A 13603-nucleotide genomic window follows, 5' to 3' on the forward strand; every position below is an offset into this window, starting at 1 on the left:
AACGCGAAGGTATAGCGGGCGTTGGCGCGCCATGTCCGACGACCTGCTGATCTTCCGCCCCGATGATGTCGATCTGTCCCGCTCTCCGCTTCGGCGGGGCATAGCAGAGCCGACCTATGTGCTGGGGGCGTTCAACCCGGGCATGACCCGGCTGGCCAATGGCAACATCCTGCTGATGGTTCGCGTGGCCGAGGCGTTGAGCCAGCCGGTCGATGGCGATCATGTCCGTGCGATCCGCTGGACGACCACGGGCTATGTCCTCGACCGCTACCCGCTCTCGGCGGTCGACATGACCGATCCCCGCCAGTTCGCCATTCGCGGCAGCGCGCACCGGATACTTGCCCTGACCTCCCTGTCATGGCTGCTGCCGGTCGAGCTATCGGCGGACGGCTCGACGATCGTCGCGGCCCACTATGACAAGGTGATCGAACCGGCCGCGACCTGGCAGGATTATGGCGTGGAGGACGCTCGGATCAGCCGGGTCGGTGACCGCTGGTATATGACGACCTGCTCGGTGTCGGCCGAGCGGCATTCGACGACGCTTCATATCTCGGACAACGGCCTGGATTACCGGTTGGCGGGCATCATCCTCGACCATCAGAACAAGGACATGCTGTTTTTCGAGGGGTTGGTCGACGGCAGGTTCATGGCACTGACCCGGCCGCTGGGTGAGGTGTATTTCGCCTATCCTGATGACAGCCCCTTTGTCGGCGGACCGTCGATCAATTTTGCGACCTCGCCCGATGCGCTGCACTGGAAGCCGCTGGAGGCACCCGGCATCCGGGCGCGCAAGGACTCGGTATCGGCGATGAAGGTCGGCGGAGGCACGCCGCCGATCCTGACCGAGCATGGCTGGCTGACCCTCTATCATGGTGTTGAGCGGCGCGAGTCGGTCGGCATCTATCGCAGCTTCTGGGCATTGCTCGACAAGGACGAACCCACCCGCATTCTGCGCCTCGCCGACGATCAGCCGATCATGGAGGCCGCGCCCGAACTAACCGCCTCGATCGCGCATCAGATGTATCTGCCGACGCCCGTCGTCTTTTCGACCGGCATCATCGACATGGGCGACCATTATCTGGTGGCGAGCGGCGAAGCCGATCTGGCCTGTCGCATGACCCGCCTGTCCAAGGGCTTGTTCGCATGAGTGCGCGGCCCTGGTGGCAGTCGGCGGTCCTCTATCAAATCTATCCCTGGTCGTTTCAGGACAGCGATGGAGACGGCATCGGCGACCTCCGTGGGATCGAGCAGCGCCTCGATTATCTCGTCGATCTGGGCATTGATGCGATCTGGCTTTCCCCAATCTTTCCGTCACCTATGGCCGACTTCGGTTATGATGTGGCGGATTATTGCGGTGTCGACAGCCGGTTCGGAACGCTGGCCGATTTCGACTCGCTACTGGCCTCGGCCCATGCGCGCGGGCTGAAGCTGCTGCTCGACTTCGTGCCCAATCACAGCTCGGACCAGCATCCCTGGTTCGTCGAAAGCCGGTCGAGCCGCGAAAATCCCAAGCGCGACTGGTATATCTGGCGCGATGCAGCCCCGGACGGCGGCCCGCCCAACAATTGGATCAGCGACTTTGGCGGCCCCGCCTGGACCTGGGACGAGGCGACCGGCCAATATTATTATCACGCCTTTCTGAAGGAACAGCCCGACCTCAACTGGCGCAACCCGGAGGTTCGCGCCGCGATGCTCGACGTGCTGCGCTTCTGGTTCGCGCGCGGGGTCGACGGGTTTCGGATCGACGTGTTGTGGCACATCGTCAAACATGCGGGCTTCCCGGATAATCCGCTCAATCCAGACTGGGACCCGGCGACGGGCGAGATGCACCGGGTGTTCCAGCTCCATTCGACCGACCAGCCCGAGGTCCACGACATCGCCGCCGACATGCGTGCTATCGCCGATGCGTTCGGCCGTGAGGGCGACGAGCGTGTGCTGATCGGCGAGATCTACCTGCCGGTCGAGCGACTGATGCGCTATTATGGGCAGCATGGCGAGGGCGTGCACCTGCCCTTCAACTTCCAGTTGATCGACGCACCCTGGGATGCCCGCCATCTGGCGCGGATGATCGCGGAGTATGAAGCCGCCCTCCCCCCCGGCGGCTGGCCCAATTGGGTGCTCGGCAACCATGACCGTCCGCGCAGCGCGACAAAGCGCGGGGCGGCCCAGGCGCGGGTGGCGGCGATGCTGCTGCTGACGCTGCGCGGAACGCCGACGCTCTATTATGGCGACGAGTTGGGCATGGAAAATGGCGTCATTCCGCCCGACCGTGTCCGCGATCCGCGCGAGTTGCGCGAGCCGGGCCTGGGACTCGGTCGCGATCCCGTACGCACGCCGATGCCATGGGATGATAGCCTGCGGGGCGGCTTCACGGCCGGTGAGCCATGGCTTCCATTGGGAGCCGGTTGGCAAGTACGCAACGTCGCCAACGAACTTGCCGAGCCCGACTCCATGCTGGCCCTGCACCGCGCCTTGCTGGCGCTCCGGCGGAGCAATCCGGCGTTGGCCATCGGGGCGATCCGGCTGATCGAGGCGGAGGGTTCCGTGCTTGCCTATGAGCGCGAACAGGATGGTGAACGCTTCGTCGTCGCGCTCAACCTCGGTGCGGAGCCGGCGCCCCTACGCCTGACCGGCCGCCCCATTCTCTCGACGCTCGGTGATCTGCCGAGCGATACGCCTTCCCATTTGCGCCCCGATGAGGGCCTGATCCTGAAAGTCGACACGCCCGCATGAAGATCGCGATGATTGCCCCGATCGCGTGGCGCACTCCGCCGCGCGCCTATGGCCCCTGGGAGCTGGTGACGAGCCTGCTGACCGAAGCACTGGTCGCGCGCGGCGTCGACGTCACGCTGTTCGCGACGCAGGACAGCATCACCGCCGCCACGCTGGCTGGCCCCGTCCCCGCCCCCTATTCCGAAGACCCGAGCGTCGATGCCAAGGTGTGGGAAATGCGCCATCTCGCCGCCGTGTTCGAGCGGGCGGGCGAGTTCGACCTGATCCACAATCAGGCCGATTTTCCGGCGCATGCCTTTGCCGGACTGGTCGACACGCCGATGGTGACGACCATCCATGGCTTCTCGTCGGAGCGCATCATGCCGATGTACGAGCCGTATCAGAAACGCGTGCACTATGTCGCGATCTCGGACGCGGATCGCCACCCCCGCCTGCACTATGCCGACACCATCCATCACGGCATTCGGATGGACGAATTTCCTTTCGATCCAATAGGTAGTGTCGACCTTCTCTTCTTCGGTCGCATCCACCCGGACAAGGGCGCCGCCGAAGCGATCGCCGTCGCCCAGGCGACCGGCCGCCGCCTGATTATGGCAGGCATCGTGCAGGATCAGGGCTATTGGGAGCGCGAGGTTCGCCCCCATGTCGATGACGATCGCATCCTCTATCGTGGTCCAGTCGGCGGCGCGGATCGCACCGCCACCCTCGGACAGGCCAAGGCGCTGCTCCACCTCATCAACTTCGACGAGCCGTTCGGGCTGTCGGTTGTCGAAGCGATGGCCTGCGGCACGCCGGTCATCGCGATCCGGCGCGGATCGATGCCGGAACTGATCGAGGACGGGGTGAACGGTTTCCTCGTCGAGAACGTCGAACAGGCGATCGAAGCGGTCGGCCGGATCGGCGAGATCGACCGGGCGACCTGCCGAAAGGTAGCGGCCGACCGCTTCTCGGTCGACCGCATGGCCGATCGCTATCTTGAGCTTTACCGCACGATCTTGGGCTGATCGCGTTGCGCCAGCGCGACGGCGTCGATCCGGTGGAGCATGGTCACGAACGCTTCCAGTTCGTCCGGCGTGAACCCCGCGAATAGCTGCGCCTCCAGTTCCAGCGCCTTGGGTGCGACATCGGCGTAAAGCTCACGCCCCGCTTCGGTCAGGACCAGCAGGTGCGACCGGCGGTCGCCGTCATGCGCGTTGCGGGCCAGAAGGCCGCGCCCGACCATGGCGATGGCCGCGCGCGAGACCGTCACCTTGTCCATCCGGCTGCGCTCGCACACCGCCGATTGGGCGACCGCGCCCTCCTCCGCAACGATCGCGATCAGCCGCCATTCGGGAATCGTGAGCCCGAACAGCTGCTGATAGGCGCTGGCAATATGGTCGCTGACCAGATTGGACGTGATCGACAGGCGATAGGGAAGGAAGCCATCCAGCCGCAATTCGCGAGATCGTAACATTTGACACCAATTCCCCATTCTGCGATCTGGTAACGGAAGATACTGGATCAGGAGTTGGACGTCATGGCAACCACCCCGAACAATCCGCTGGGCCTGGACGGCTTCGCATTCTGCGAATTCACGACGCCCGAGCCCGATACGCTGGCACGCCAGTTCGACGCGATGGGCTTCGTGCCGACGCACCGTCATCCCGAAAAGGCCATTACCCGGTACAAGCAGGGCCGCATCACCCTGTTGCTCAACGCCGAGGAGCATGGCCAAGCGGCAGACTTCCGCGCTGAGCACGGCCCCTCGGCCAGTGGCATGGGCTTCTATGTCGCCGACCCGGCCGAGACGTTCGACCATGCGGTCAAGGGCGGCGCCACCCCGGTCGACGCGACGCGCGGGTGCCTGACCCCGGATGCCAAGGCGATCGAAGGGATCGGCGGCAGCTATCTTTACCTGGTCAAGGCGGGCAGCGACCTGTTCGCCGACTGGACCGAGATCGAAGGCTGGCAGCAGGCCGAGGCGGAGAACAATGTCGGGCTCGACCTGCTCGACCACCTGACCCACAATGTCCGGCGCGGCGAGATGCGCACCTGGTCGGGTTTCTACTCCAAGCTCTTCGGCTTTGAGGAACAGAAGTATTTCGACATCAAGGGCAAGGCAACCGGCCTGTTCAGCCAGGCGATGATCGCCCCCGACAAGGCGATCCGCATCCCGCTGAACGAGAGCCAGGACGAGAAGAGCCAGATCGAGGAATTCATCCGCGAGTATAATGGCGAAGGCATCCAGCATCTCGCGCTGACGACCGACAATATCTACGAAACCGTCGAAAAGCTGCGGGCGCGCGGCGTCCGATTGCAGGACACGATCGAGACCTATTACGAACTGGTCGACAAGCGCGTTCCCAACCATGGCGAGGATCTGGAGCGGCTGCGCAAGAACCGTATCTTGATCGACGGTAATGTCGGTGAAGAGGGCATCCTGCTCCAGATCTTCACCGAGAATATGGTCGGGCCGATCTTCTTCGAGATCATCCAGCGCAAGGGCAATGAAGGCTTCGGCAACGGCAATTTCCAGGCCTTGTTCGAGAGCATCGAATTGGACCAGATCCGGCGCGGCGTCATTACCGTCGACGCCTGAGATTTTGCCGAACCAAGGGGCTTCCTCCCCTCCCCTTCAGGGGAGGGGCCGGGGGTGGGGCGCTTCCGCAAACCGGCAGCGCGTGGAGAGGCCCCACCCCAACCCCTCCCCTGAAGGGGAGGGGCTTGCTTGGAAGGAGAGGAAAAGAGATGACGACATCCTATATCCCCGGCTTTGGCAACCACGTCGCGACCGAGGCGGTTCCCGGCGCCCTCCCCATCGGTCGCAACTCGCCGCAGCGCCCGGCTTACGGCCTCTATGCCGAGCAACTGTCCGGCACTGCCTTCACCGCGCCGCGTCACGAAAATCGTCGCTCCTGGCTCTATCGCCTGCGTCCGACCGCCGAGCATCCGCCCTACGAGCCCTATGACGGCGCGCCGCGTTTCGCGCTCGGCACCAGCGACAGCCCCCTGCCCCCCAATCGCCTGCGCTGGGATCCGGCGCCGATGACGCCGCCGGGCACCGACTGGATCGACGGGATGACGACGATGCTCGCCAACCGCGATCCGGCGGATCTGGAGGGCGTCGCCGTCCATATCTATGCCTGCAACCGCAGCATGGATCGCGTCTTCGTCGATGCGGACGGCGAGCTCGTCTTCCTGCCGCAATCTGGCCGCTTGGCCATCCTGACCGAGCTGGGCCGGATCGACATCGCTCCCGGCCAGATTGCACTGGTCCCGCGCGGCGTCCGCTTCCGTGTCGAACTGCCCGATGGCGAGGCGGCGGGCTATGTCGCGGAAAACCATGGCAGCCTGTTCCGCCTGCCCGATCTCGGCCCCATCGGCGCAAACGGCCTGGGCAATCCGCGCGATTTCGAGACACCAGTCGCCTGGTTCGAGGATCGCGACGAGCCGACCCAGGTGGTCCAGAAATTCCTCGGCTCGCTCTGGACGATGACGCTCGACCACAGCCCGCTCGACGTGGTGGCGTGGCACGGCAATCTCGCGCCCTGGCGCTACGACCTGTCGCATTTCAACACGATCAACACGGTCAGCTTCGATCATCCCGATCCCTCGATCTTCACCCTGCTGACCTCACCCAGCGACGTGCCTGGCCGCGCCAATGCCGACCTCGTCCTGTTCCCACCACGCTGGATGGTCGCGGAGGACACGTTCCGTCCGCCTTGGTTCCATCGCAACGTCATGTCGGAGGCGATGGGCCTGATCACCGGCGCCTATGACGCCAAGGCCGAGGGTTTTCGACCCGGCGGTCTGTCGCTGCACAATCTGATGGCGGGCCACGGCCCCGACCTCGCCAGCTGGCAGGGGGCGAGCAACGCGGAACTGAAGCCGCACCGGATCGAAGGCACCATGGCCTTCATGGTCGAAAGCTGCTGGCCCTATCGCCCGACGACCCATGCGCTGTCGCATGCGCAACTCGATTACGATGCGGTGTGGAAGGACTTTCCCAAGGCCAAGCTGCCCCTATGAGCCTGACGCTCCACGGCTATTGGCGGTCGAGCGCCGCCTATCGGGTACGGCTGGCACTGGCACTGAAAGGCTTGTCCCATACCAGCGTCGCGCATGATCTGCGTACGGGGGCGCAGCGTGCCGCCGATTATCGCGCGCTCCAGCCGCAGGGCCTTGTGCCGGTGCTGGAGGGCCCGGATGGGCCGCTGATCCAGAGCCCCGCCATTCTCGAATGGGTGGAGGAACGCTATCCCGATCCGCCACTCCTCCCCGGCGACAGTGCCGGGCGGGCCGTGGTGCGGGCGATGGCGGCGATCGTAGCGTGCGATATCCACCCGATCAACAATCTGCGCGTCCTGACGATGCTGCGGCAGGATATGGGCGCCGACGAGGCTACCATCAGCCGCTGGATCGGCCATTGGGTGACGGAGGGTTTCGCCGCACTGGAAACGCTGATCGAGCGGCACGGCGCGGGCTATGCCTATGGCGATACGCCGACGCTGGCCGACTGCCATATCCTCCCGCAAGTCTATAATGCGCAGCGGTTCGCGGTCGACCTGTCGCCCTTTCCCCTGCTCGTCGCGGCGGCCCAGCGCCTGCGCGACCGCGTGCCCGAGGCATCACCCGAGGTTCAGGGCGACGCGGCATGAGCGACGAACGCCTGACCGCCACGCCCGCCGGGATCACGCTCGGCCCACTCGATACCATCGCCGACGGCGCGGCGCGCAACTTCGTGCTCCAGATGCGGGCGGGTCGTTTCCACGGCTTCGTCGTGCGGCGTGGCGAAGCGGTCCATGGCTATGTCGACCGCTGTCCGCATATGGGCCTGCCGCTGGCGCAGGAACTCGACGCCTATCTGACCCCGAATGGGGAACGGATCGTCTGTTCCTGGCACGGTGCGATCTTTGATGTGGCGGACGGCCAATGTCTGGGCGGCCCCTGCGCGGGACAGCGTCTGACGCCCTGGCCGGTCACGGTGCGCGATGGAGCGATCGTTACGGCGTGACGGCCGTCACCTCGGCATGCGCGATCGCCTGCAACCGGCCGATGAGACGCGGCTCCAGCCCGAGATCGATCCCCGCCCGCTCCTGTTCGCCCAGCCGCCGGACGTCGAACCCCGTGATCTTTCCGAAGACGACCAATGCCTCCAGATAATAGCCCGCCGCGCTGGCGTGATACTGGTCCCAGCTCCACAGATCGACCTGTCCGAAGGCGATGCCGTCATAAGGGTTCGGATCGGCGACCCGCTCCGCCCAGGCCCTGTTCCATGCCTGCCCCACCGGAATCGTGCCCGAGATTTCGGGATAGCGTCGCACGGCATAGGCGTTGCCGACCGCCAGATCGTCCGCCATCGCGGTGATCGGCTTGCCGCGCCAGGGACTGGCGGTACGATAGGTCAGGTCCGCGCGGCTCCAGGTGGATACCAGTTCCACCCGAACGCGCGGATTGGCCCGGCGCAGCATGGCGGTCAGCAGCCCTGCGGCCTCGGCATGACGCGTCGGATCGCCCGGCCGCTGCGCATCGAGGGTGCTATAGCCCTGTAGCACGACGACATCCCAGCGCCGGTCGATCTCCTTGCGCTTCTGGTCGTAATGATAGGCCAAGTCGCGACCGGGCGCGGTTTCCAGGCTGACCTGCCAGTCCTGGCCTGCTTCCTTCGCGAACGTCTTGAACAGCGCGGGCACGCCGCCAATGCCTTCCCGGTTCAGGTCGCGGACCAGATCGGGGCGATAGCGCATGACCGGCGAATGCGCGCCGAAGGTGAAGCTGTTGCCGACGAACAGGATCGACTCCGCCGCCGCCGGGGCGGAAGCGGTCAATGCCACCGCTACCAAACCCCCACGCCGAATTTTTCCCATCATGCCCATACCTCTCCCTTTCATGGCAGCCCTACTGACGGATGCCGAAGCCGGTACGCAACCCCGTTGATCGAAATTCCACTATACCCTATACCCCTATCCATTATGGCCCATGTCACTACCAGCAAGGAAAAGATCATCGCGCGCGTCCGGCGGATCGCGGGACAGGTTGCGGCGATCGAGCGGTCGGTGACGGCCGATGCCGATTGCGCCGAGACGCTGCATCTTGTCGCGGCCGTTCGCGGCGCGGTGGCGGGATTGATGGACGAACTGGTCGAGGACCACCTCCACGCCCATGTCGCAGCCCCCGACCTGTCCGACGAGGAACGCAAGGCCGCCGCTACCGAGCTGGCCAAGTTGCTCCGCCGCCATTTCCGCTGATTGCCGATCAAGGACGTCTTGCCGTGAACAGCCCCGTGAACGCCCCTATGAATACACATAGCCATGACTATCTGGGCCATGCCCATGACGAGAATGCGCGCCGCACACGCCTGGTGGTGTGGCTGTCGACGGGGATGATGGTTGGCGAGATCGTCGCGGGCTATCTGACCGGATCGATGGCGCTGCTGGCGGATGGTTTCCACATGGCGACCCATGTCGGAGCGCTGGGGATCGCGGCGATCGCCTATTCCTATGCCAAGCGCCACGTCGCCAACCCGCGCTATAGCTGGGGCACCGGCAAGGTCGGCGAACTGGCGGGCTTCGGATCGGCAATGGTGCTGGGGCTGGTGTCGTTGGGCATCGCCTATGAGTCGGTCATGCGGTTGGCCGATCCGCATGCGGTTGCGTTCGGGGATGCGATCTTCGTCGCGGTACTGGGCCTGCTGGTCAACATCGCCAGCGCCTGGCTGCTCGGCCATGGTCACGGGCATGATCATGGGCATAGCCACGGCCACTCCCATGGCCATGGTCATTCGCATGATCATCATGACCACGATCACGGGCATTCGCATGACCGCTATGGCGGCGACACCAACATGCGCGCGGCCTATATCCATGTCCTGGCGGATGCGCTGACCTCGGTCATGGCCATCCTGGCTTTGGTGGCGGGGCGCTATCTGGGCTGGGTCTGGCTCGATCCGGCGGTCGGGCTGGTCGGTGCGGCGGTCATCGCCAACTGGTCGGTCGGGCTGATGCGCCAGGCCTCGACCGTATTGCTCGACGCGGCCGATCCCAAGCTCGCCGGTCAGGTCCGCGACCGGGTGGAGGCGCCCGGCGACCTGCGCATCCACGACTTCCACATCTGGCGGATCGGACCCACCGCCCATGCCGTGGTTCTGTCGGTCGAGAGCATCGACACGGCGCTGACCAGCGCGACGATCCATCGGCGGCTGGAGGGGATGGCCGCGCTCGGCCATGTCACGGTCGAAATCCGCTAACCCCTTATTGAAGAAGGGGTGGTAGAAGGCGCAAGATGAGAGCGCTGCAAATTCTGGCTGGAGCCATACTTCTGGGCGTAGCGGGTGGCGGCGTGATGCTGGCCCGCCATGCCGCTCGCGATGACGCGCCCCGGCCCGCCAAGACGACAGCGCCCCGCATCCTTCCCCATCCACCGGTCGTGACCCCCTCGCCTACCCCGACGCCCGCGCCCTTTGTCGTCCGCCGTATCCTGGACCTGAAGGGGCCATTGAAGCACGGCGACTTCATATGGGACGAAAGCGGCGCACCCGGCGGTCCCATCGTCATCACGGTGGATCTGGCCGCCCAGGTCGTCTCGATCTTCCGCGACGGCTATGAGATCGGGACGGCTGCGATCATCTATGGCGCGGACAATATGCCGACGCCGCTCGGCGTGTTTCCCATCCTGCAAAAGGACGCTGACCACGTCTCCAATCTGTACGACGCGCCCATGCCCTATATGCTGCGGCTGACCAATGACGGCGTCGCCATCCACGCCAGCGATGTGCGCTACGGCAACGCCACCCATGGCTGTATCGGCGTACCCACCGGCTTTGCCAAAAAGCTGTTCGCCGCGACGAAACTGGGCGACCGGGTGATCGTAACCAACGGCAAGACCATGGCGCTGGGCCAGTCGATCCTGGGCTGACGACCCCGAAGAAATTTGGCCCCACCCGCTTGCCAAATTCCCATGGCTTGAATAGGCAGCACCACGACGCGGGTGTAGCTCAATGGTAGAGCAGCAGCTTCCCAAGCTGAATACGAGGGTTCGATTCCCTTCACCCGCTCCATCACTTCGATGGTCGCCGGGTCATCCTAGACCCGATAATAATCCCGATACCAGGCGACAAAGCGCTCCAACCCTTCGGCCAGTGCGACCTTGGGCGCATAGCCGGTCAGCGCGTTGAGCTTCGACACATCGGCATAGGTGGCGGTCACGTCGCCCGGCTGCATCGGCTTCATGATCTTGATCGCGTCGCGGCCCAGCGTCCGCTCGAGCGTGGAGATCATGTCCATCAATCCGACCGGCTGGCTGTCGCCGATGTTCAGGATGCGGTGGCTACCGCGCTCGGGCGGGTGATCCAGCGCACCCACGATGCCGTCGACGATGTCCGCGATATAGGTGAAGTCGCGCGCCATCCGGCCCTCGCCGAAAATTTCGATCGGCTCGCCGTTCAGGATTTTCCGGGTGAACGAGAAATAGGCCATGTCCGGCCGACCCCATGGACCATAGACGGTGAAGAAGCGCAGCCCCGTCTGCGGAAAGCCGTAGAGCGCAGCATAAGACTGGCTCATCAATTCGCAGGAGCGCTTGGTAGCGGCATAGAGTGACACGGGGGAAACCGAAGGCTCGTCCTCGCTGAACCCCTGCCCGCCCATCGGCTTGTCGCCATAGACCGAACTGGACGAGGCATAGACGAGGTGAACGAAGCCCGGCTGGTGGCGACAGGCCTCCAGCACCGCGAGTTGCCCGCCGATATTGGAGCGTTCATAGGCGAAGGGGTGGTCGATGCTGTGGCGCACGCCCGCCTGGGCCGCGAGATGGACGACGCGGTCCGCGCCATGCTCCCGCAACAGCGCGGCGACGGCTCCGGCATCCGCAACATCCATCGCATGGAAGGAAAATCCGGGAACGCCCTGCAAACTGGCAAGCCGCGCCTGCTTCAATGCCGGTTCGTAATAGTCGTTGAGATTATCGATCCCGATGACCGTCTCACCACGTGCGAGCAGGCGATGGGCGGTGGCGTGACCGATAAACCCTGCCACACCGGTAACGAGGATGGGGGCGGCCATTGATTAAAGTCCCAGAACCGCATCGGGGCGAACGATCCGCCCCGTTCCACTCACCGCAATCCGCATCCGGAACCACTCCATATCATCGACCACCCAGGACAGGCACACGCCGCCCGATGACCCGCCTTTAGGGCGTCAGTCTTGAAAAAGTACGAAAATGCAAAAGGATCGGCGGCTCAGATGCCGCCCGCGATGACGTCGCGACCATCGGCTTCCAGCGCGAGGGTCAGATCCCGGAGACAGGCATCGACCTGCGCCGCATCGGGGCTTCGCACGACGAAATTCGCCCCCGTCCGACCCTCGCGGAAAAAGGGATAGCTGCCGATCGCCACACCCTCATGCCTCTTTTCGGTCTGACGGAGCAGCTCGGCGACCTCGCTCTCGCCGACCCAGCAGCCAATGGTTCCCGACACGACCGGGCGGCCGCCCTCCAGCGTGCCGGTCAGCGCGTCGAGCATGCCAGCGGTAATGTGTGGCACGCCAGCCATGATGAAGATGTTGCCAATGCGGATGCCCGGCGCGCCCGAAACGCGATTGGGGATCAGCGACGCCCCTTCCGGCGTGCGCGCCATCCGGGCACGGGCGGCAGTCACCCCGCCGCGTGTCGTATAATAATCCTCCAGGATCGCACGGGCTTCGGGATGCTCGATCACCGGCACGCCCAACGCCGCCGCGATCGCATCCACCGTAATGTCGTCATGCGTCGGCCCGATGCCGCCGGTGGTGAACAGATAGTCGTTGCGGACGCGCAGCGTGTTCACCGCTTCGCCGATCGCGTCCGGCCGGTCAGCGACGACCCGCACTTCGGCCAACCTTATCCCTTGTACGTTCAACCAGGTGGCCAGCTGCGCGATGTTGCGATCCTGCGTCCGGCCCGAGAGGATTTCGTCGCCGATGACGATCAGCGCGGCGGTCCAGATACGCTCAGGTAGGGTCGCGGTTTCCATGCGCCCGACATAGCCTCGCAAAAACGGTCGCGCCACGCTATATCGCCGCTATGACCGATTATGTGACCGTTTCCGCCGACGCGCCCCAGGGGCGGACCGGCGCGATCAAGCTCTGGGGCCGCGAGGCGTTCAACGGGATGCACAAGGCGGGCCGCCTGGCCGCCGAGACGCTGGACATGCTGGTCCCGCATATGGTGCCGGGCGTCAGCACCGCCGAGATCGACCGCCTGATCCACCAGTTCATCCTCGAGCGCGGCGGCGTGCCCGCGACCCTGGGCTATCGCGGTTACACCCATTCGACCTGCATCTCGATCAACCATGTCGTCTGCCACGGCATTCCGTCCGAAAAGACGTTGAAGTCGGGCGATATTGTCAATGTCGACGTCACCCCGATCGTCGATGGCTGGCATGGCGATACGAGCCGCATGTACCTGATCGGCGACGTGCCGCTCAAGGCGCGCAAGCTGGTCGAAGTGACCTATGAGTGCCTGATGCTGGGCATCGAGCAGGCCAGGCCCGGCAATCATATGGGCGATGTCGCCCATGCCATTCAGCAGCATGCCGAAAAGCATCGTTACGGCGTGGTCCGCGATTTCTGCGGCCATGGTCTGGGCCTGTTGTTCCACGACGCGCCCGAAGTCGTCCATGTCGGCCGCCCCGGCACCGGCCCCGAGCTGAAGCCCGGCATGATCTTCACCATCGAACCGATGATCAATATCGGCCGCCCCGACGTGAAGCTGCTCGATGACGGCTGGACGGCGGTGACACGCGACCGCTCGCTGTCGGCACAGTTCGAGCATTCGATCGGCATCACCGAAGAGGGCTGCGAAATCTTCACGCTCAGCCCGGCGGGCTATAGCCAGCCGCCCTATATCTAAGGCCATG

15 protein-coding genes and 1 tRNA gene are annotated in these 13603 nt (G+C 64.7%); 12 read left to right on the top strand and 4 right to left on the bottom strand.

The features are described from left to right. Positions 1-31: 31 nt before the first annotated feature. From ASF14_RS11900 to ASF14_RS11910, 3 genes are read left to right on the top strand one after another with little or no spacing between them, the layout of a single operon-like run. Entirely contained in the window at positions 32-1147 is a 1116-nt protein-coding gene (locus tag ASF14_RS11900; protein ID WP_056434994.1) for a glycosidase, read from the top strand. Beyond that, positions 1144-2733, top strand: coding sequence for an alpha-amylase family glycosyl hydrolase (locus ASF14_RS11905; RefSeq protein WP_056434996.1), 1590 nt, complete (start codon positions 1144-1146; stop codon positions 2731-2733). Before ASF14_RS11900 ends, ASF14_RS11905 begins: the two co-directional genes overlap by 4 nt. Next, on the top strand, positions 2730-3737 hold the full coding sequence (locus ASF14_RS11910; protein WP_056434997.1) for a glycosyltransferase family 4 protein: 1008 nt from the start codon (positions 2730-2732) through the stop codon (positions 3735-3737). The genes ASF14_RS11905 and ASF14_RS11910 overlap by 4 nt, the downstream gene beginning before the upstream one ends. Here ASF14_RS11910 and ASF14_RS11915 read toward each other — a convergent pair. After that, the gene (locus ASF14_RS11915; protein WP_056434999.1) at positions 3716-4186 is read right to left on the bottom strand and encodes a MarR family winged helix-turn-helix transcriptional regulator; all 471 of its coding nucleotides are present in this window, start codon (positions 4184-4186) and stop codon (positions 3716-3718) included. The two genes, ASF14_RS11910 and ASF14_RS11915, sit on opposite strands and share 22 nt — an antisense overlap. A 63-nt stretch (positions 4187-4249) precedes the next feature. Between ASF14_RS11915 and hppD the strand changes: the two genes are divergently transcribed. The 4 genes from hppD (at position 4250) to ASF14_RS11935 (ending at position 7726) form a co-directional block, all read left to right on the top strand. Beyond that, positions 4250-5311 (top strand): 4-hydroxyphenylpyruvate dioxygenase, encoded by a 1062-nt coding sequence (gene hppD / locus ASF14_RS11920; RefSeq protein WP_056435001.1) that lies wholly within the window; start codon positions 4250-4252, stop codon positions 5309-5311. 149 nt (positions 5312-5460) lie between these two features. Then, positions 5461-6741, top strand: coding sequence for a homogentisate 1,2-dioxygenase (hmgA, locus tag ASF14_RS11925; RefSeq protein WP_056435003.1), 1281 nt, complete (start codon positions 5461-5463; stop codon positions 6739-6741). Beyond that, positions 6738-7370, top strand: coding sequence for a maleylacetoacetate isomerase (maiA, locus tag ASF14_RS11930; RefSeq protein WP_056435005.1), 633 nt, complete (start codon positions 6738-6740; stop codon positions 7368-7370). Before hmgA ends, maiA begins: the two co-directional genes overlap by 4 nt. After that, complete coding sequence (locus ASF14_RS11935; protein WP_056435006.1) at positions 7367-7726, top strand: Rieske (2Fe-2S) protein; 360 nt, start codon at positions 7367-7369, stop codon at positions 7724-7726. The genes maiA and ASF14_RS11935 overlap by 4 nt, the downstream gene beginning before the upstream one ends. Here the strand turns inward: ASF14_RS11935 and ASF14_RS11940 are convergent. Continuing rightward, positions 7716-8546, bottom strand: a complete 831-nt coding sequence (locus ASF14_RS11940) for a PEP-CTERM sorting domain-containing protein (protein ID WP_236697039.1) — start codon at positions 8544-8546, stop codon at positions 7716-7718. The two genes, ASF14_RS11935 and ASF14_RS11940, sit on opposite strands and share 11 nt — an antisense overlap. A gap of 138 nt (positions 8547-8684) precedes the next feature. Between ASF14_RS11940 and ASF14_RS11945 the strand changes: the two genes are divergently transcribed. The 4 genes from ASF14_RS11945 (at position 8685) to ASF14_RS11960 (ending at position 10768) form a co-directional block, all read left to right on the top strand. Continuing rightward, positions 8685-8960, top strand: a complete 276-nt coding sequence (locus tag ASF14_RS11945) for a metal/formaldehyde-sensitive transcriptional repressor (protein ID WP_056435008.1) — start codon at positions 8685-8687, stop codon at positions 8958-8960. Between the two features lie 47 nt (positions 8961-9007). Beyond that, the gene (gene dmeF, locus ASF14_RS11950) at positions 9008-9958 is read left to right on the top strand and encodes a CDF family Co(II)/Ni(II) efflux transporter DmeF (RefSeq protein ID WP_056435010.1); all 951 of its coding nucleotides are present in this window, start codon (positions 9008-9010) and stop codon (positions 9956-9958) included. 35 nt (positions 9959-9993) lie between these two features. Then, the gene (locus ASF14_RS11955) at positions 9994-10626 is read left to right on the top strand and encodes a L,D-transpeptidase family protein (RefSeq protein ID WP_236697040.1); all 633 of its coding nucleotides are present in this window, start codon (positions 9994-9996) and stop codon (positions 10624-10626) included. 68 nt (positions 10627-10694) lie between these two features. Beyond that, positions 10695-10768, top strand: a tRNA-Gly gene (locus ASF14_RS11960). Between the two features lie 25 nt (positions 10769-10793). Here the strand turns inward: ASF14_RS11960 and ASF14_RS11965 are convergent. Together ASF14_RS11965 and ASF14_RS11970 are read right to left on the bottom strand one after the other, a co-directional pair. Then, a complete protein-coding gene (locus ASF14_RS11965) occupies positions 10794-11771 on the bottom strand; it encodes an NAD-dependent epimerase/dehydratase family protein (RefSeq protein WP_056435011.1) in 978 nt (325 codons plus the stop codon). A gap of 176 nt (positions 11772-11947) precedes the next feature. Further along, a complete protein-coding gene (locus tag ASF14_RS11970; protein ID WP_056435012.1) occupies positions 11948-12718 on the bottom strand; it encodes a competence/damage-inducible protein A in 771 nt (256 codons plus the stop codon). A gap of 50 nt (positions 12719-12768) precedes the next feature. Here ASF14_RS11970 and map point away from each other — a divergent pair, with 50 nt between their 5' ends. Then, positions 12769-13596, top strand: a complete 828-nt coding sequence (map, locus tag ASF14_RS11975) for a type I methionyl aminopeptidase (protein ID WP_056435014.1) — start codon at positions 12769-12771, stop codon at positions 13594-13596. The last annotated feature ends 7 nt before the right edge of the window (positions 13597-13603 follow it).

Origin of the sequence: Sphingomonas sp. Leaf257 (genome assembly GCF_001422185.1) — a bacterium.
Lineage (GTDB): Bacteria > Pseudomonadota > Alphaproteobacteria > Sphingomonadales > Sphingomonadaceae > Sphingomonas > Sphingomonas yabuuchiae.